General features: G+C 44.6%; 16 protein-coding genes and 1 riboswitch. All 16 genes read left to right on the forward strand.

Annotated features, from left to right (window positions below):
- The first annotated feature begins 66 nt into the window (after window positions 1-66).
- Window positions 67-294 (forward strand): trp RNA-binding attenuation protein MtrB, encoded by a 228-nt coding sequence (gene mtrB / locus ACSNJE_RS05505; RefSeq protein WP_013121170.1) that lies wholly within the window; start codon window positions 67-69, stop codon window positions 292-294.
- A gap of 185 nt (window positions 295-479) precedes the next feature.
- Window positions 480-677 carry a putative signal transducing protein gene (locus tag ACSNJE_RS05510; RefSeq protein ID WP_013121169.1) on the forward strand — a complete coding sequence of 66 codons (198 nt, stop codon included), beginning with the start codon at window positions 480-482 and terminating at the stop codon, window positions 675-677.
- Window positions 678-732: 55 nt separating this feature from the next.
- Complete coding sequence (accD, locus tag ACSNJE_RS05515; RefSeq protein ID WP_013121168.1) at window positions 733-1,584, forward strand: acetyl-CoA carboxylase, carboxyltransferase subunit beta; 852 nt, start codon at window positions 733-735, stop codon at window positions 1,582-1,584.
- Window positions 1,585-1,586: 2 nt separating this feature from the next.
- Entirely contained in the window at window positions 1,587-2,543 is a 957-nt protein-coding gene (locus tag ACSNJE_RS05520; RefSeq protein ID WP_495252174.1) for an acetyl-CoA carboxylase carboxyltransferase subunit alpha, read from the forward strand.
- 48 nt (window positions 2,544-2,591) lie between these two features.
- Window positions 2,592-3,554 (forward strand): 6-phosphofructokinase, encoded by a 963-nt coding sequence (pfkA, locus tag ACSNJE_RS05525; RefSeq protein WP_013121166.1) that lies wholly within the window; start codon window positions 2,592-2,594, stop codon window positions 3,552-3,554.
- A 140-nt stretch (window positions 3,555-3,694) separates the two neighbouring features.
- Window positions 3,695-5,446 (forward strand): pyruvate kinase, encoded by a 1,752-nt coding sequence (pyk, locus tag ACSNJE_RS05530; RefSeq protein ID WP_495252175.1) that lies wholly within the window; start codon window positions 3,695-3,697, stop codon window positions 5,444-5,446.
- Between the two features lie 533 nt (window positions 5,447-5,979).
- A riboswitch (cyclic di-GMP riboswitch) is annotated at window positions 5,980-6,105 on the forward strand.
- A 65-nt stretch (window positions 6,106-6,170) separates the two neighbouring features.
- Window positions 6,171-7,415: an EAL and HDOD domain-containing protein gene (locus tag ACSNJE_RS05535; protein ID WP_495252176.1), complete on the forward strand. Its 1,245-nt coding sequence runs from the start codon at window positions 6,171-6,173 to the stop codon at window positions 7,413-7,415.
- An 840-nt stretch (window positions 7,416-8,255) separates the two neighbouring features.
- Window positions 8,256-8,441, forward strand: coding sequence for a hypothetical protein (locus ACSNJE_RS05540; RefSeq protein WP_041587677.1), 186 nt, complete (start codon window positions 8,256-8,258; stop codon window positions 8,439-8,441).
- 381 nt (window positions 8,442-8,822) lie between these two features.
- Entirely contained in the window at window positions 8,823-12,089 is a 3,267-nt protein-coding gene (locus tag ACSNJE_RS05545; protein ID WP_495252177.1) for a S8 family serine peptidase, read from the forward strand.
- Between the two features lie 284 nt (window positions 12,090-12,373).
- Window positions 12,374-14,191 carry a GGDEF domain-containing protein gene (locus ACSNJE_RS05550; protein WP_052216987.1) on the forward strand — a complete coding sequence of 606 codons (1,818 nt, stop codon included), beginning with the start codon at window positions 12,374-12,376 and terminating at the stop codon, window positions 14,189-14,191.
- 183 nt (window positions 14,192-14,374) lie between these two features.
- A complete protein-coding gene (gene ppaX, locus ACSNJE_RS05555) occupies window positions 14,375-15,025 on the forward strand; it encodes a pyrophosphatase PpaX (protein WP_052216986.1) in 651 nt (216 codons plus the stop codon).
- A gap of 40 nt (window positions 15,026-15,065) precedes the next feature.
- Window positions 15,066-15,455: an Hsp20/alpha crystallin family protein gene (locus ACSNJE_RS05560; protein WP_474774484.1), complete on the forward strand. Its 390-nt coding sequence runs from the start codon at window positions 15,066-15,068 to the stop codon at window positions 15,453-15,455.
- A gap of 149 nt (window positions 15,456-15,604) precedes the next feature.
- Window positions 15,605-15,847, forward strand: coding sequence for a hypothetical protein (locus ACSNJE_RS05565; protein ID WP_052216984.1), 243 nt, complete (start codon window positions 15,605-15,607; stop codon window positions 15,845-15,847).
- Between the two features lie 164 nt (window positions 15,848-16,011).
- Window positions 16,012-17,433, forward strand: a complete 1,422-nt coding sequence (locus ACSNJE_RS05570) for an ArnT family glycosyltransferase (protein WP_495252178.1) — start codon at window positions 16,012-16,014, stop codon at window positions 17,431-17,433.
- Between the two features lie 55 nt (window positions 17,434-17,488).
- Entirely contained in the window at window positions 17,489-17,689 is a 201-nt protein-coding gene (locus ACSNJE_RS05575) for a hypothetical protein (protein ID WP_052216982.1), read from the forward strand.
- A 134-nt stretch (window positions 17,690-17,823) separates the two neighbouring features.
- On the forward strand, window positions 17,824-18,267 hold the full coding sequence (locus ACSNJE_RS05580; RefSeq protein WP_052216981.1) for a CBS domain-containing protein: 444 nt from the start codon (window positions 17,824-17,826) through the stop codon (window positions 18,265-18,267).
- The last annotated feature ends 87 nt before the right edge of the window (window positions 18,268-18,354 follow it).

Below are 18,354 nucleotides of genomic sequence, written 5' to 3' on the forward strand. Positions count from 1 at the left end.
CTTTATTGCAAATTAATTAATATTATGGTATTATATGCTTGCAATTTTAGGAGAGGTGATAAAAGCATGACCGATGCTGAAATAACCGGCGACTATATAGTTGTGAAGGCATTAGAAAACGGGGTTACCATTATCGGATTGACCAGAGGCCATGATACCAAGTTTCATCATACAGAGAAACTTGACAAGGGTGAAGTAATGATTGCCCAGTTCACCGAGCATACTTCCGCGATGAAAATAAGGGGAAAGGCCCAGATATTAACGAAGCACGGTGCGGTTGAGTCCGGTATATAACTGTCTCGTATGTCCAGGGCGTTTTGGCTCTGGACATCACTGTTTTGATTGAATTATATTTGTTTAAATTTGATTGAATTATATTTGTTTAAAGAGGAAGGAATCTAGATAATACTAGTCGAAAGGACTGTATTGGGGCAATCGTACTCTTTTACCAGGTATTATTTGAAGGAGGCCGAGGATTGATGTGGACAGTTGTTTATATTGCGCCAAATCGAAATGTTGCCGAATCCCTGAAAACAGTTCTGGCATCTGAAGGGTTGTTGGTCATGTTACGTCCGATAGGCGTGCCTCATTTAGGGGAATTTGGCGCAGTAGAAATTTTGGTCCCGGAATCCGAAGTGGAAGAAGCAATGGAAATTTTGAACTCCTCAGTCAGATAAACATCTGTTTGTCCTGACGTTTCGTTTCTGGAAAGCAGAGGTGTGTATAAACAATATGCTTAAGGATTTATTTCGAAAGCCCAAATATGTAACTGTTCATGCCGATACCGATAAAAAGGATATACCCGAAGGCTTATGGCAAAAATGTCCCCAGTGCAATGAAATACTTTATACTAAAGAGCTGGGGAAATTGGCCGGGATATGCCCCAAGTGCAAATACCATTTTCGTCTGGGGGCCAGGGAACGCCTGGCTATAACCGTTGATGAAGGTACCTTTGTCGAATTTGCAGCAGATTTACAGCCGGCTAACCCCTTAAATTTCCCCGGCTACCCTGAAAAGATTACTGCTGCCCGGGAAAAAACGGGATTAAATGAAGCTATCGTTGTTGGTACTGCGAAAATCGAAGGGCATCCGACCGTTATAGGAGTAATGGATGCCAACTTCATTATGGGCAGTATGGGTTCCGTGGTGGGAGAAAAGGTAACCAGAGCTATTGAAAAGGCCATTGAGGAAAAACTTCCCCTTATTATGTTCTGCGCTTCCGGTGGAGCGCGGATGCAGGAAGGCATACTTTCCCTTATGCAGATGGCGAAAACCAGTGCTGCTTTAAACAAGATGGCGGCTGCCGGGCTGCTGTATATTACTGTGCTCACAGACCCAACAACCGGCGGCGTTACAGCCAGTTTTGCTTCTTTAGGGGATATTATCATTGGGGAACCGGGGGCCTTAATTGGTTTTGCCGGCCCACGGGTTATCGAGCAGGCTATCAAGAAAAAACTGCCCGAAGGTTTTCAGACTTCTGAATTCCTTTTGGAGCACGGGTTTGTAGATATTGTTGTACCCAGGTCCAACATGAAGCAAACTTTGGCCGGCCTGTTAGAGTTACATAAAGGCGGAGGGGCTTAAACATGGCAAATGTTTTGGAGTTTGAGAAACCGCTAGTCGAACTGGAAGCAAAAATAGAAGAGCTCAAAAACTTCAGCAATGAAAAGGGCATAGATTTAAGCGATGAAATCAGGACCCTGGAAAACAAAGCCCAGGCCCTGAAACAATCCATTTACGGAAACCTTACGGCTTGGCAGAAGGTACAGATAGCCCGGCATGTTGAGCGGCCTACTGCTTTGGATTACATAAATAATTTGATAGAAGGGTTTATCGAGCTGCATGGCGATAGGTATTTCGGCGACGACAAAGCCATTGTGGGCGGGATTGGAAAATTTAACGGCCGGCCCGTAACAGTTCTGGGCAATGTAAAGGGCAAGGATACCAAGGAAAACATTATGCGCAACTTTGGTTATGCCCACCCGGAAGGAAACCGCAAGGCTCTGCGGCTGATGCAGCAGGCGGAAAAATTTAACCGGCCGGTGCTGACTTTCGTGGATACTCCCGGCGCATACTGCGGTACAGGGGCAGAGGAAAGAGGGCAGGCCGAGGCCATCGCCAAAAACCTGTTCCACATGATTAGTCTGAAGGTACCTATTATTGTAACGATAATCGGGGAAGGCGGTAGTGGCGGAGCCCTGGCCATTGGCCTGGGGGACCGTACTCTGATGCTGGAATATGCTATTTTCTCCATTATTTCGCCGGAATCCTTTGCCTCCATCCTTTGGAAGGATGCCGGCAGAGCCCAGGAAGCGGCGGAAGTCATGAAACTTACTGCACCGCATTTACTGGAAATGGGAATTGTCGATAAAATTGTTGCCGAGCCCTTGGGCGGCGCCCATAAGGATCCGGGCAAGATGTATGCCACTCTGAAGGACGCTATTGCCGAAAGCCTTGCAGAAGTAGCAGGCATGTCAACGGAAACCATGTTGGAACAGCGCTATCAAAAGTTTCGCGGCATAGGTCAGGTCATATCCGGATAAAATATTTCATGATGCCTTCGGAAAAAATTTTACCGAGGAGGAAAGGCCTTGAAGAGAATTGGAGTCTTGACCAGCGGCGGCGATGCGCCGGGCATGAATGCAGCCATCCGGGCAGTTGTGCGCAAAGGTATTTTTGAAGGGCTGGAAGTTGTTGGTATCAAACGCGGGTACGCCGGTTTGATCAACGGTGAGTTTGTGGATATGAATCTGGGTTCCGTGGCTGATATTATTCAGCGGGGCGGTACCATTCTGCGGACTGCCCGTTCCGAGGAATTCCGTACTGTAGAAGGCAGGCGTCGTGCTTATGCCAATATGCAGGAACAGGGTATTGAAGGACTGATAGTTATTGGCGGGGACGGTTCTTTCCGCGGCGCCCAAATTTTTAGCCAAGAACATGGCGTCAAGGTAATCGGCATACCGGGCACTATAGATAATGACATTCCCTGCAGTGATTATTCTATCGGTTTTGATACCTCTGTGAATACAGTGGTGGATGCCATAAACAAAATTCGTGATACGGCTACTTCCCATGAGCGTACTTACGTAATCGAGGTTATGGGCAGGCACGCGGGGTATATAGCCCTGGAAGCAGGCTTGGCCGGAGGCGCGGAATCAATTTTGATTCCCGAAATCCCTTTCAGTATCGATGAGATTATTGAAAAACTGCACCGGGGGCAGAAAAGAGGAAAATTGCACAGCATCATAGTAGTTGCGGAAGGTGCTGCCAGCGGTATTGAAATAGGAAAGCAGATCAAAGAAAAAACGGGGTTTGACACCAAGGTGACCATTCTTGGCCATCTCCAAAGGGGAGGTACGCCTACGGCCTTTGACCGGGTGCTGGCCAGCCGGATGGGCGCTTTGGCTGTTGATTTGATAAAAGCCGGGGCGAGCGGGAAGATGATTGCCCGCCAGCATAACGACTTAGTGGCCGTTGACTTTGATTGTGCTTTAAGCGAAAAACGGACTATCGACCATTCTGTTTATGAGCTGGCCGGCATACTGGCAATTTAAACAAAGCGGGGATGAAACCTTATGGGTTTTTATCCCCGTTCTTTTCAATATTTAGGAAATTATGCTTTCAGGTAAAATTGTGGAAAAACTCAAAGCATGATTTTAAAGAATAAATGTTTTTGGTAAGGAGGATCCGTAAGGTGAGGAAAACTAAAATAGTTTGTACTATCGGCCCAGCCAGTGAATCTGTGGAGAAACTTGTCCAGCTGATAGAAAAAGGCATGAATGTGGCCCGGCTGAATTTCTCCCACGGTACCCATGCAGAGCATCTGGCGAGGGTAAAAAACATAAGGGAAGCAGCGGCCAAAACAGGGACTGTTGTTGCGATTATGCTTGATACCAAGGGGCCTGAGATCCGGACCGGTGTTTTGAAGACAGAAAAGATACGCCTGGTTAACGGCCGTAAGATAAAACTAACCCCTAAAGAAGTGGAAGGAACAGAGGAACTCCTGTCTTTAAGCTATCCTGATTTAACAAAGGATGTGGCACCCGGCGACCGGATCCTGATAGCTGACGGCCTGGTGGAATTGCGAGTGGAAAAAGTAGTAGATGATTATGTAGAATGCCTGATTGTCAACGGAGGCGAAATTGGCAGCCGGAAAAATGTGAACATCCCGGGGGTGAAGGTTAAACTGCCTTCCATTACGGAAAAAGATGTGGAAGACATCAACTTTGCCGTGGAACACGGTTTCGACTTTATCGCTGCATCTTTTGTGCGAACGGCAGGTGACGTGCTGGCCATCAGGAGGATCCTGGAAGAGAAGGATGCCGACATATCCATTATTGCTAAAATTGAAAGCCGCCAGGGCATGGAGAACATAGACGAAATACTGAAAGTGGCCGACGGCATAATGGTGGCGCGGGGCGATCTGGGGGTAGAGATCCCCACCGAAGAAGTCCCCCTGGTGCAGAAGATGATTATAGAAAAATGTAACCGGGCCGGCAAACCGGTTATTACTGCCACTCAGATGCTTGAATCCATGGTGCATAACCCCCGGCCTACCAGGGCTGAAGCTACGGATATCGCCAACGCCATTTTTGACGGGACCGATGCCATCATGCTGTCGGGCGAAACGGCGGCAGGCGAGTTCCCGGTGGAGGCCGTGGAAATAATGGCCAGGATAGCCCAACGTACAGAAGTCGCGCTGCGGTACAAAGAGCTTTCAATAAAACGGGAAGCGTCCCCTATGCGCACTGTTACCGATGCCATCAGCCACGCCACCTGTACTACGGCTTTTGACTTAGGAGCTGCGGCCATCATAACTTCCACCAAATCAGGGTACACAGCCCGGATGGTTTCCAAATACCGGCCCCATGCTCCGATCATTGCTGTGACGCCAAAGATGAGCGTGGTGCGCAAGTTGAACCTGGTCTGGGGCGTATATCCATTACTGGTCGCTGAAACGACAGGTACTGACGAAATGATCGCCGAGGCTATCCAAACATCGCTGGCAGCCAATTTGATTAAATGCGGCGACCTGGTAGTCATTACCGCCGGTGTGCCGGTGGGGGTTCCGGGGACAACCAACCTGCTCAAGGTGCATATCGTGGGCGATGTGGTGCTCAGGGGAGCCGGTATCGGCGCCCGGGCCGTAACGGGGAAAGTGAAAATAGTGAAAAACGCCAGAGAAGCCCTGCAGCGAATTGAGCCGGGTGACATTATGGTTACTAACAGCACGGAAAAGGAATTTGTACCGGCTATCGAAAAATGTGCCGCCATAATAACGGAAGTAGGAGGTCTGACCTCTCACGCCGCCATAGTGGGCCTGAACCTGGGTATCCCGGTGGTGGTGGGGGCCGACGGCGCTACATCTATTCTGGAGGACGGCCAAACCGTCACTGTGGACGGTATGCGCGGTTTAGTTTACCGTGGCGCTGCCCGGGTTCTTTAAAACTGGCATCTTTCGGTGAAAAAAAGAGGTTATATTTGTGAAAACAAAAATTCCTACCCGGATGCATTGCAAACGGGCAGGAATTTTTTGTGTGGTGCCTGGTGTAACATATGCACATTTATAGAAGAATAACATATAACTTATTTCTAAAAATGTAGCATACCAAAAATTACTATACATATTTTATACGACTTTTATACGACGGGAAAATAATTAATCCTGCTAATTAGTGACATATTTATTAAAAATAGTTTCTTATCAAACATATTTCTACATATTGTGCTTTAACAATACCTTGCGAGTATAGATATGGCCAAATTATCCAAGAAAAACAGCTCACCTTATTGGTCATTATTGGTAGTAAAAGAACTGAATATCACTGTTTATGGATGAGTGCTCAGACCTGCTAATAACGGTCCAGGACTGTGTTTAGAGGCTTTATCCATTTACTTTTACAAGAAAATAAAGTTACTAATTTAATGTAACATTTTTAGAATTATGTATCATTAAAACTTTGGTCAACAAATCTTAAATTCATAGTAGGGCAAACCTGTCGAAAGACAGGGACGCAAAGCCAAGGGCCTAAGGCACTGGCGTAGTTATCGTAGTTAATAACCAGAGATTACTTTTCCGTGTGCTATGGCCGCCAGGCTGCAAAGTCAGAAATCTAGCCTGTTTGCCTTACAAGCAGGCACTTGATTTTAAGGGGGGGAAAGGGTCCCTTATGGGGAATAAATTGAATGTATTCGTGGCCAGACAACCTATTTTTGACAGACAGCAGAAGGTTTGCGGTTATGAGCTTTTATATCGGGCGGGTCCAGAAAATCAATACGTTTGTGCTAACGGAGACCAGGCCACATCAGAAGTAATTGCCAACAGTTTTTTGCTCATCGGCCTCGAATCACTGACAGGCAAGAAAAAAGCCTATATTAACTTTACGGAAAACCTGTTAAAGAGCGGTCTGCCGGCCAATCTTCCACCTAACATGGTGGCAGTGGAAATATTGGAAAACATCAAGTGCAGCGATGAAGTGATTAAGTCTTGCCGGAAACTTAAGGAAATGGGTTTCACTCTGGTGCTGGATGATTTTACGACGGGCAGTCCTTTTGAGTCAATGCTGGAGTTTGCCGATATTATTAAAATTGATTTTATGAAAACAAGTCCAGCGCAAAGGAAAAACATTTTCAGGAAGTTGGGCTCAGGCAGAATAAAGTTTTTGGCAGAAAAGGTAGAGACCCGGGAGGATTTTGAACTGGCGTTGAAGACAGGCTATTCCTATTTTCAGGGGTATTTCTTCAGCAGGCCGTCAGTTATTTCCTGTAGGGACGTTCCTGTATATAAACAGCACTACCTGCATGTCCTGCAGGAGATTAATAAACCGGACATAGACTTTGAGGGCTTGGAAAGTATTGTGAAAAGAAATGTATCCTTGTCGTATAAACTGTTGAAGTTTATTAATTCCGCCGCTTTCGGTTTTCGGACAAAAATAACTTCCATAAGACAAGCCCTGGTATTGTTGGGAATTAATGAAATTAGAAAATGGATATCTTTATTAGCTCTCCGGAGCCTGGCCAAGGATAAACCAGATGAAATTATGACCTGCTCCGTTATTAGGGCCAGGCTGGGAGAATTAATTGCTCCCGGCATTGGTTTGCAGGGCTGTGAATCAGAGCTGTTTATGGTAGGCCTGTTTTCCATGATTGACGTACTTGTTGGCAGGCCCATGTCCGCCATACTTACGGACATGCCCGTAAGTGAGCAGATAAGGCTGGCCCTAATGGGCAAGACCTGCTATTATCTCGATGTGCTGAACATGATAAAGGCTTATGAAAGAGGAGATTGGAACGCTTTTATCAGGTACGCTGAGAAATTAGGCTTAAACGAGAATGAAATGCCAGAATTGTATGTCCAGGCCCTGGAGTGGGTTAATAAGTTACATCTGCAGGAAAAAGAAGTCGGGTCACATTAGTATAAATTTCATGTTGAAGCACTAAACTTGCAGAAAAGCAAACCTGTCGATTTTAGGTATGGGCATAAACTTTATCAACAGCAGCACAAAAGCCTATCAGGAAAGTATTGCAGATAAAGCTCCGGTAGAGCCATTGGTGTTTAGAAACATGATCAGCCATCTGGAAAAAGTATCTGCTGTAAGAGGAATAATAATCTACCTGGTAAGTAATGACTGCTCTGTGGTAAATCGTTTCCGCCCGTAACCTTGAAGCAACGGTTGTTTTACCTCTACAGCGGCTATCTCCTTTCCATAACAAGGTTATGCAGCACTAAGCTCGGTGGTAGCCGGGATACCCCACCCACCCTGTCAACGTGCTGCTTCACTTGCACTTCCATCATAGCTTGGTCGGGAGTAAAAGTTTGCCGCTCTTCCGGTGAAACAACCGTTGCTCCGAGGTTACGGCCAGCAACCATCTACCACAAAGGACTCAGAGAAAAACTGGGAAAAAACTGAACAAGAAAATTACTAAGAAACTAATCAAAATTTCATTGTTTAGATAATCTATATACTTTGCTTTTACCATTAATTCTCCGTGTCTTCTGTGAATTCTCTGTGGCTTCTGCGGTTTAAATAAATACGTCCTCGGGATTGAGGCGTCCATGCCGGAAACAGTGATTTTTCAAGCCCTCACTGTCGTCAACACCGGCTATCTGCCCTCAGCCAGGTCGCAACTTATTGTTTCACCGGGCGGCCTCTTTCTCACCCTTACCCAAGGCAGGGTAGGCAGGGTTCTCCGCCTACCGTTTGGGAGCGACTGCGCCCGCAAAACCGCTGCCGGGCAGGCAGAGGAGTTCCCGCATGTTTGAAGATGGCGAAGGCCGCCGGGAAGTCCGGCACTCAACTTATGTAGGGCGCCCCGGGATGTTGATAAGGGAGGTTAAATGTTTTCCGGAGCGGGGCTTAAATCGTCCATCGGTCCGCGAGCCGCGTAAGCGGGAGCGGTTATCCGATGGAGATTTCGCCCGGAGCGGAGGAATCATTTAACCTCCCCTTTTCCTATCTGCGGCACGCAACATATGCTGGGTGACCGGACGGGAGGCGGCCCGGCTTATTAGAAATGCAACATGAGCCATCGAGTTCGGGAACGCTGCCTGAACGGCCAGGGTTTGCAGCACCAAGCTCCCCGGTAGCGGAGACACCCTCCTACCCTGCCTCCATTCTCCGGCACCAAGCTCCGGGGTAGCCGGGTCATCCCACCCTTCCTTCATCCTGCCAACATGCTGCTTCACCGGTGCAGCAGCAACCTGCATTCCCGGAGTAACGGTTAAGAAAATATTTTTTAGACTTCCCCTTATTTTGCAGGATAAAGCTGGAAAACGGTTAATACTTATATAGCATGTACATAAATATTAAGGGGGAGCGGACGTGTTCAAAGCCAAGAAAATATTTAGTATTATTTTGCTGCTGACAATGGTTATATCAGTGCTTTTTCCTGGGATATCCCCGGCGGGAAGCGCAACAGGAACTACGACAAGCAATTCAGCCAGGCTACCTGTTAAAATGGATACTATGTTTTTAAAGGATCAAGTTATTCTGAAACTCAGGGGTAATAACCGGGAACAGCGGGAATTCCTTAAAAACAATAGGCTTACCGTATTAAAAAAGGATACCAGGCTCAATTATATACTGGCCGGTACAACCGGAGGGCAGGATATTCCCATGCTGGTTAAAAAACTAAAAACCAGCCCTCTGGTGCAGAATGTCCAGCCAAACTATATTTACAAACCCTTTGCTTTGCCCAGGGACCCCATGTATTTCAGGCAGTGGGCATTAAAGAAAATCAATGCTGAACAGGGCTGGAATATTACCCAGGGTCGAAAAAGCGTAATTATTGCGGTTTTAGATACCGGTGTGGACGTGAACCACCCGGACTTGCGCAACAAGCTTGTTCCGGGGACGAACACTGTAAATCCATTAAAGAGTAACCGTGATGATGACGGACACGGAACCCATGTGGCCGGAATAGCTGCTGCCGTATCGAATAACGGGATTGGCATTGCCGGAGTGGCCGGTAACTGCAAAATAATGCCAGTCAAGGTTTTTGATTATTGGGGCGGCAGTGATATCAGTGTTGCCGACGGAATAATCTGGGCTGCTGACCATGGGGCCAATGTTATTAACATGAGCTTTGGCACCATGGCCAATTCAACCATGTTGAATGAGGCTATAGAGTATGCCCGAAAAAAGGGAGTCATTATGGTGGCAGCCGCTGGAAACTGGGCGAATCAGTATATCAGTTATCCGGCAGCTCTTTCACAGGTAATTGCTGTTTCCGCTACTGATAAAAACGATAAATTGGCTGATTTTTCAAGTTATGGACCGGAAATTGATGTATGTGCGCCCGGCGAAAAGATCTTCAGTACATATTGGGACCCACATAAAGGGTCTACCTATGGCGAGTTAAGCGGAACTTCCATGGCAGCGCCGCAGGTTGCAGGCCTGGCGGCTTTGCTGATAAGCGCCAAACCTTGGTTGACGCCTGATGAGGTCAGGCAAATCATAGAATCTTCCGCAAAGGACCTGGGAGAACCCGGTTGGGACCCTCAGTATGGTCACGGAAGGATAGATATATTTAAAGCGCTGACTACTTCTTTTGATAAAATAGACGTGGCCAACAATCGGCAGGAAGATGCCCAATATATAAAAAGTGGCCGGCCAGTGACCCAAAAACTTGATTATGGGGCTGATGAGGACTGGTACCGGATTTCTGTGCCAGACAGAGCAAGCCTGCAGTTTGAATTACTGCCGGCCGGTAAAGTTACTCCTGCCATAGAAATTTATAGTGAACAGGGAGAAATGCTGAACGCTTTTAACTCTATGGAAGAAGCGGGAGATGCCGATACACGCTTTGATGCCTGGGGGCTTTTTCCTAAACCCGATTCTAATGTGAAAGTCGGCGAAGCAGTATACGGTATCATTGGCGATTTGCCTGCCGGTGATTATTTCTTCAGGGTCTTTGGCAACCATAACCGTTGGTCTCAGGAGTTATACACTTTGACGGCTCAGATATTGGAGAAAAATGAATTGGTTCCTGATATGTGGGAGAGAAATGATACTTTGGAGGATGCCAAAAAAGTGGAATTGGGCCGCAAAGTATCGGCAGCCATAAATCCTTGTGGCGACGAAGACTGGTATAAGGTATATGTAATGCCAGGGAATATCTACAAAATTGATACGGAAGTCCCGGCCGGTCTTGATCTTGCTGTCGAGGTTATAGGTGAGCCGCCGGCTGATGGATTCGCCGGAGACAAGGGAACGGAAGGAGATTTATGGGATAATGGCCAACATGCCGACCAGATAATTGATACCGGTGGACAGGGTAAAAATGAAACAGGAACTTTTAAACCGTATATAGAAGGGGCCGGATATTACTATCTCAGGGTATATGATAAAACCAAAGGTGCGGTGAATAGCCCATATACTTTACAGGTAACGGAGTACAATCCTCCTAAGGACCGGTATGAACCGAACGAATCAGAGAAAGATGCCCGCCCGATAGAACTGGGCAGCCAAGTTGAAGCCAATTTTTCCGGTGCGGAAGACCGGGATTGGTACCAATTTGAGGTAAGTAAGACGGGGATTGTTATCTTTGACTGGCAGGCGGTAACAACCCTTATCCCGGATATAACAATTTATGACGAAAAAATGGAACCCGTGAGCTTTCTAAATTACGGGTCGCCGGATCCTTTTGTGTCGGTCCCGCCCGACCCGGCCGAATCTCAGCGGTTTAAAGTTGCTCCAGGGAAATACTACATCAGTATAGCTAATTATCTGGGGGATATAACAGGTGACTACAAATTTACCCTGACTTTTGACAGCTTTAACTTTGTGGATGCCGAGATAAATGATACATACGAGAAATCTGTTCCTATCGGCTTGGGAGAGACGAAAACAGGCACCCTTTATCCGATGAATGATATAGATTATTATGTCCTGGATATCTATGAAAAAGGACCGGTACTGATAAAGATAATTCCGCCTCAGGGGCTGGATACTATGGTAGCAGTTTTCCGGGAGCCGGAGGGCAGGAAAAGGGAAGATATCGGGAACGACAAAGCAAATGAAGGTAAGTATGATTACCCTGACCTGGATTATGTTGCTCAAATCAATTCCGGCGGCGGCGGGAGTGTCGATGCCGGGGTTTTCATGGCTTCCAAGCCGGGACGGTATTATTTGGCTGTAAATGGCTGGGCTGAGTTCCCCGGCAAGGTCCCCAAAGGGACATATACGTTACTGGTCCGGAGTTTTAAAGCTGTGCCTGATTATTGGGAAAACAACAATACAATGCAAACGGCCAAACCTTTGGGCAACAATGCCGTATTCAGCCCTACATTCATGGGAACAGAAGACGTGGACTGGTTTAAAATATTTATACCTGCTTCTTCCCAACTGACCCTAAAGTTGGAGCCCCCCAACGATATTGACGGGGTTATTGAGCTATATGATTCCGCCGGTCGTTTGATTACCCGGGTAGACCAGGCTCTGGTGGGGGAAGAAGAGCTGTTCACCCTGCCGATTAAAAAATCCGGAATTTACTTTTTAAAGGTTTATGATTATTTAGGCAATGCTTCTGTCCTGCCGTATAAAATGACGGTCAAATACATTGTGGTGGGTAAAAAAGGGAAAAAGTAAGTTTAAAACATTTGGCCGTTTTCCGGCGTTATTTCACACTGAATTGAGGCAAATTAACCCACTTTCCTGATATTTTAGTTATGCACCTATTATCTCCTATTCATGTTAAAGCCAAATTAACGTGAAGTTGGCCCATCTCAAAATCTGGTTAAAAATTTCTGGTCAACGCAATTAATTAAAGTTTAAAAATCTTTTAACGTAATTTTTAAAAAGATAAGCTACACTTATAATAAGTGATATGGTTTTTTACTCCAATACTTTTATGGAAGAGAGTAGGTGCGGAAATGGAAGGTACGGTTAATGTAAGCGAGACAAAACGAAAGGATTGTTCTAATCACCCGCCGTTTAGGCGTAAAGAACTTGAAAACATAATAAGAGAAAGGAAAATCAGGATTGTATACCAACCGATTGTCAATATAAAAACCGGAGAAATTATGGGTTATGAAGCCCTTACCCGTGGGCCGGAGGGCAGTCCATTATTTTCTCCAGTTGACCTTTTTCAGGCCGCTATGGACAACCAATTGCTTTTTGCGTTGGAACAAATTTGCCGCGAAGAAGCATTAAACAACATCCATGATTTAAAATCGCACCAACAGCTATTTCTCAACATGAATGCAGAAGTTGTTAATGACCCCCATTTCCAAAACGGAAAAACGAAAAAATGTGTTACCCTCCGCGGTTTTAAACCCGAACAGGTTACTTTTGAAATAACGGAGCGCACAGCTATTACTGATTTTGACAGTTTTTGCCGATCATTATGTCATTACCGGGAGCAGGGGTACACAATAGCCGTTGATGATGCGGGCGCGGGTTATTCCAGTTTGCAGGCCATAGTCGAATTGAGGCCGGAATATATAAAACTTGATATGTCTATCATCAGGGGAATTCATACCAGTCTCCCAAAACAGGCTATTGTTGAGGCAATGGTAAAGCTTGCTGCCGCGGTAAATGCAAAGATAATTGCGGAGGGAGTGGAAACCCGTGAAGAGTTAATAGCCCTTTATAATTTGGGAGTACATTATGTGCAGGGGTACTATCTGGCCAGGCCGTCCTACCCGGCTCCGGAGATTACTCCGGAAGCAATGAGGCTTATTGCAAATCTGAATAATACCTCGAAACCGCTTAAGCTGCATAACCAGTTCATCGGGTTGGGTATACGTATAGGAGAGATTGCAGAGTTAACACAGACAATAGAAAAAGAAACCCCTGTCAGCAAAGTTGAACAAATTTTACATGAAAAAAATCTAAACGGTCTGGTTGTAGTAGAAAATGGTCAGCCTGTCGGCCTTGTTATGAAAAACAAACTCTATTACAGACTTGGTACGAACTATGGTGTATCTCTTTATCAAAACAGGCCGGTAGCGTTAATTATGGATAAATCGCCTTTAATTGTGCATGCGGACATGCCTCTTGAAGATGCTTCACAAATTGCTATGAGCCGTGACGAATATAATCTTTATGACCTTATAATAGTGGTTGACAAGGGAGGGAAATATGCTGGAGTAGTTTCCATAATGAGCATGCTCAATAACATTACCAAAATGAGAATTTCCTGTGCTCAAAATTCAAATCCACTTACCGGTCTGCCGGGTAACCTTATCATTGAGGCAAAATTAAAAGCCTTAGTGGAAGAAAATGGGGACTTTACGGTCTTGTATGCCGATTTGGATAACTTCAAAGCATTTAATGACAAGTATGGTTTTGAAAATGGAGATAAAGCTATTCTCCTAACTGCCCAGATTTTAAGTGACAGCCTGGTAAGGTTTGGTTCAGGTGATGATTTTGTTGGCCATATCGGCGGCGATGATTTTGTTATAATCACAAAACCGGAATACGCGAAAAACATAGCCAACTATATTCTTGAAAACTTTGATAAAAATATCCGGAATTTATACGATCCTAAGGACCTTGCCCTAGGATTTATAGAAGTTACTAACCGGCGCGGCCGGCCGGAAAAATTTCCGATTATGTCCATATCATTGGCGGCAGTTAATAATACTAAACGAAAATTCCGCAATTATTTGGAAATCGGCGAAATTGCAGCAGAATTAAAACGAGTTGCCAAGCAAAACCAGGGATCATCTGTAGTTTTTGATTTTTAATAATGATTTAAATTACTTGGCGTATTACCCTTAGGGCTGCTGTGGTGCTTGTTGTTATAACTTTTGATCTTCGGCAATAATTTATAAATATGGCATTTGTGAGGCTTTACAGGCATAGAAAAATAGCCTTCACAATGATGATATACTATTTTTGTACTGAAATTTTCCGGGAGGTATAATCGGATGGCCTATAATTGCATTTTGTTCGACCTGGACGGAACATTACTCAATACCAATACTTTGGTACTGGAGTCTTTCCGGTATACCTTTAAAAAACACTTGGGGCGGGAAGTTTCTGATGAAGAGCTGTATCCCTATTTTGGGGTGCCTTTGGTCGATATAATGAAAGTTTTTGACCCTGACCAGGTAGAGGAAATGCTCCATACATACAGAACCTTTAATCAGGAAAAACATGACGAGCTTACCACTCTTTTTCCCGGTGTCAGGGAGACTTTAACGGAACTGCGTAAGAAAGGTATTAAAATGGCGGTAGTTACCTCAAAAATCAAAAAGGTGGCTCTTAAGGGGCTGCGTCTGTTTTCCCTGGACCGTTTTTTTGATGCTCTGATAGCTTTTGAAGATACGGAAGCCCATAAGCCCAATCCTGCTCCCATCAACAGAGCCATGGAAATTCTCAACCATCCGGCAAAAAGAAAAGTTCTCATGGTTGGTGACAGCCCCTTCGACATCCAGTGTGCTGTCAATGCCGGTGTAGGTTCGGCTGCTGTGAAGTGGAGTGTCCATGGTATTGAAACGCTGCGCAGGTATAAACCTGACCTGGTACTGTCAGAATTCCAGGATTTGGTAAAAATCACAACCGCAAAGGGTGATTAATATAATAGTAGTAGAAACGGCCTTTTGGGGAGTGATTTTTATGAGTGATCTGATACCGTGGGATGCCATCAGGAACCTGGAGCATTTTTTCAGGGCTGTTGAGAATTACTTTAATGCTCAGTTGAAGGCTTTGGATAAGTTTTTTGAGGGTATAGACGTGCACCACATAAAGGTGCAGGAGGAGCGGGACAGGACCCTGCTGCATTTTATCGTCCCGGAAGAATTAAAAAATAAATTGGATGTAAGAGTTGAAGGGGATAAGGTGGAAGTATTTGGGCAAACAAGCAGTTCAGAGAAAAACAGTCATTCGGCTGCTGCCAGTTGGAAAAGTTTTTACCAGTGCTACAGATTGCCAAAGAGAATTGCGGCGGAAAAAGCCCAGGTTTATTTTAAAGGCAACCGGTTGACTGTTGAAATCCCCAAAACATAATTTTCCAATATTAATATAAAAATCAAGTTTTATTGAAAGATGAGCAAAAAATGTTGAAATTAATCACATATTAAGGTAAAATATTGGAAAAATGATAATTTTTGATGTGAACTCCATAAAAAAGATGGAAAAATTGAGGGGGAATAGACGTGCAGAGATTTTTTCATTTTACCATTACCAGCGATGCTAAAAGACAAGTTCCCAAAATGATTTTGGAGCGTTTGGCAGACGAGTATTTATGGCAGGAGCAGGAGGCCAGTAACGGCCCCATGTCTATCAAATCGCGGGCTGCCAGAATAAAAGAACTTATAGAAAAAGAAGTAAAGCGACGTTCGGCTCAGGAGGAATTTAATAAGATATTAAATGAAAAAAGAACCAATCTGGCCAGTTAAAAAGATTTTTCAAAGGGGATAGGCAGACGCCTATCTTTTTTTTACGGTTTTTCATTGACGGCGCAATTAGAAGATTGTTACAATATAATTAATAAGGTAACAATTAACAGTAATGTACAATTCATTTTTTCGGGCGGGACCATGGTTTGGTTGGTGGAGTTCGTATGCAAATTAGTTTGTCACACAAAAACTTGTCCAGGTTATTAATGGTGCTGGCTTTAATGTTTTATATTGCCAATACTTTTCCTTTGCTTGGGAAAATGCCGGTAACCATGGATGAAGTCCTGTTTGCGGAGCCGGCCAGAAACTTTGTTCAGGAAGGTCATTTCGGTACCACGTCCATGAGCGGGCTATTTCAATTTCAGACGAAAACCTACTGGCAACATCCCTTATACATAATGTTAATGTACATACCAATAAAATTGTTCGGCTTTAACTGCTGGTCTATCAAAATACTGTCTGCCTTCCTGGGATTATTGTCATTACTCCTCGCTTATAAAATAGGCAAAAACCTAGGGGTACCTCATCTGTTTCCTATTTTACTGGTATTTAATGTGCTTTTCATCTGGGTGGCCTGTATAGGGCGCATGGAGATGCTTACCCTGTTGTTATCCCTGGCGTCGTTTTATTTTGCCTGGAACAAACGACCGGTAGAGGCCGGGTTCATTGGCAGCTTGGCTGTGCTGAACCATCCGGTTGGTATTTTTACCGTTTTGGATGGTTTAATATTACTTAAGTTAAAAGCGTCAGTAGATAAACGGTTTTTTGCTGCCCTTGCTTTTCCCGTACTTATAACTTTTTCCTTTGTAATTGGGGATCTGAATGAATTTGTCAGACAGTATTTTACGGTACAGAGGTATCTTTATGCAAACAGCGGGTGGCTGGGCGGTCCTTTAGTCCAGTTAAAAAATTTTTTGCGGCTGTTGCAGGAGGCCAGGCAATGGCTGTTCTGGCTCATTCCGTTAGCCTTATTGATGATTGTTGGTCTAACCAAGAAACAAGATAACGAGGCCAAAACCTTGCTGCTCATTCAGGCCGTCAATTTCCTGGGACTGGTTGTTCTTGTGCCAAATAAGTATATTAATTATTACGTCGCTTTGGTAATTCCTTACATGGCATTATATGCTGCCTATTCTCTGAAAAAACACAGAAGCACAGGTTTAGTTTTTCTTTTGATTGTGCTCATTTTCACAAATGGGATAGGTATAGTAAAAAGTTTTTCCGGGTATAGAAACGGCAATGATGGTGCAGCGACACTGCAAAATTTGGTCGAACCTCATTCCACGGTGATCGCCCAGCCCAGCCTGGCTGTTTATTTGGATGACTGTCGTGTCATAGGTTTTCATAATGTACGCATGATTATGGATCTGGAACGCAAAACCGCGGAAACGGCTTTGCAGGAAATATCCCCCGATTACATAGTAATTGATACAAATATTGCCCAGTTCAACAAATGGCCGCTTTTTACAGAGGATCAGGACAGTCTTGGAAAATTTATTAAAAAACAGACCGTTTTTTGTGGGAAAACCCAAATACACGGCCAAAACTATTATGTATTCAAGTTTACAAGAGACGGGCAAGTTTAACTTCCGGTTTTTTTAGAACGGCTTGAGGCATACTAAAACCGGAGGTGTTAAGGAAATGGATAAAAACGAAAAAGTAAAAGAAATTATGCAATTCGTAATGGACCATCCGGAATCACAGGCCAGCAGGGCAGTAGGACGCCGCATGATCGGTACAGGAGAAAGCCTCAGGGAAGCGGAACACCTTTCTCAACTGGGTGCTGTCCTGGCTCAGGCTGATGACGAGGAAGTGGATGCTTGTTACTACATCATTTCTTGATTTTTTCTCAATGAAAAACAAATGTTAATATAAAGATGCCAGTCACGCCAGCAAGAGTTTTACCAATGTTTACAAAACCAGGTTTTGTATGATAACATGAATTAAGATCAAAAACGCGGTAAGGAGTGGAATCAATGCTGGCTAAAGAAGTAATGCATACCAATGTGCTTACCGGCAAACCTGAAAACAGCATTCAGGAATTAATAAGGATGATGCTGAACTTCAACGTCAGTATGCTGCCTATTGTTGATGATAATTTAAAGGTTTTAGGAGTGGTTACGGAAGGTGATATAATCTACCGTGCTTATTCTGATGGGGAGCCTGTCGATGTAGGAGTAGCTTTTTTAGGAAAACTTCGCGAAATGATTAAATCAATAAATAAAAGGTCGGGAACTACAGCGAGGGAAGTAATGACCGAAGAGCTGTTTACAGCCAGTGAGGATACCCCCATTTCGGAAATAGCCAGAGTGATGGTCCGGGAAAAAATAAAAAACGTGCCCATATTGGCCGATGGAAAATTAGTTGGCCTTGTTAGCAGGCGGGATATAATGCGGTTGGTTATGGAAGGAAAACTTTAACAAACTTATTTAATTTAGTTTTTTAACTAAAGATTAACAAAAATTTAACTATTAAATAATAGCCCCTTTACATACCTATCCTAAAAT

Source organism: Thermincola sp. GK-1, from assembly GCF_059412445.1.

Coding starts and splice junctions, on each gene's coding strand:
- ACSNJE_RS05570 (WP_495252178.1), top strand. CDS start 16,012: ATGCAAATTAGTTTGTCACACAAAAACTTGTCCAGGTTATTAATGGTG.
- ACSNJE_RS05575 (WP_052216982.1), top strand. CDS start 17,489: ATGGATAAAAACGAAAAAGTAAAAGAAATTATGCAATTCGTAATGGAC.
- accD (WP_013121168.1), top strand. CDS start 733: ATGCTTAAGGATTTATTTCGAAAGCCCAAATATGTAACTGTTCATGCC.
- mtrB (WP_013121170.1), top strand. CDS start 67: ATGACCGATGCTGAAATAACCGGCGACTATATAGTTGTGAAGGCATTA.
- ACSNJE_RS05580 (WP_052216981.1), top strand. CDS start 17,824: ATGCTGGCTAAAGAAGTAATGCATACCAATGTGCTTACCGGCAAACCT.
- ppaX (WP_052216986.1), top strand. CDS start 14,375: ATGGCCTATAATTGCATTTTGTTCGACCTGGACGGAACATTACTCAAT.
- ACSNJE_RS05535 (WP_495252176.1), top strand. CDS start 6,171: ATGGGGAATAAATTGAATGTATTCGTGGCCAGACAACCTATTTTTGAC.
- ACSNJE_RS05550 (WP_052216987.1), top strand. CDS start 12,374: ATGGAAGGTACGGTTAATGTAAGCGAGACAAAACGAAAGGATTGTTCT.
- ACSNJE_RS05520 (WP_495252174.1), top strand. CDS start 1,587: ATGGCAAATGTTTTGGAGTTTGAGAAACCGCTAGTCGAACTGGAAGCA.
- ACSNJE_RS05560 (WP_474774484.1), top strand. CDS start 15,066: ATGAGTGATCTGATACCGTGGGATGCCATCAGGAACCTGGAGCATTTT.
- ACSNJE_RS05510 (WP_013121169.1), top strand. CDS start 480: ATGTGGACAGTTGTTTATATTGCGCCAAATCGAAATGTTGCCGAATCC.
- ACSNJE_RS05540 (WP_041587677.1), top strand. CDS start 8,256: ATGTTTGAAGATGGCGAAGGCCGCCGGGAAGTCCGGCACTCAACTTAT.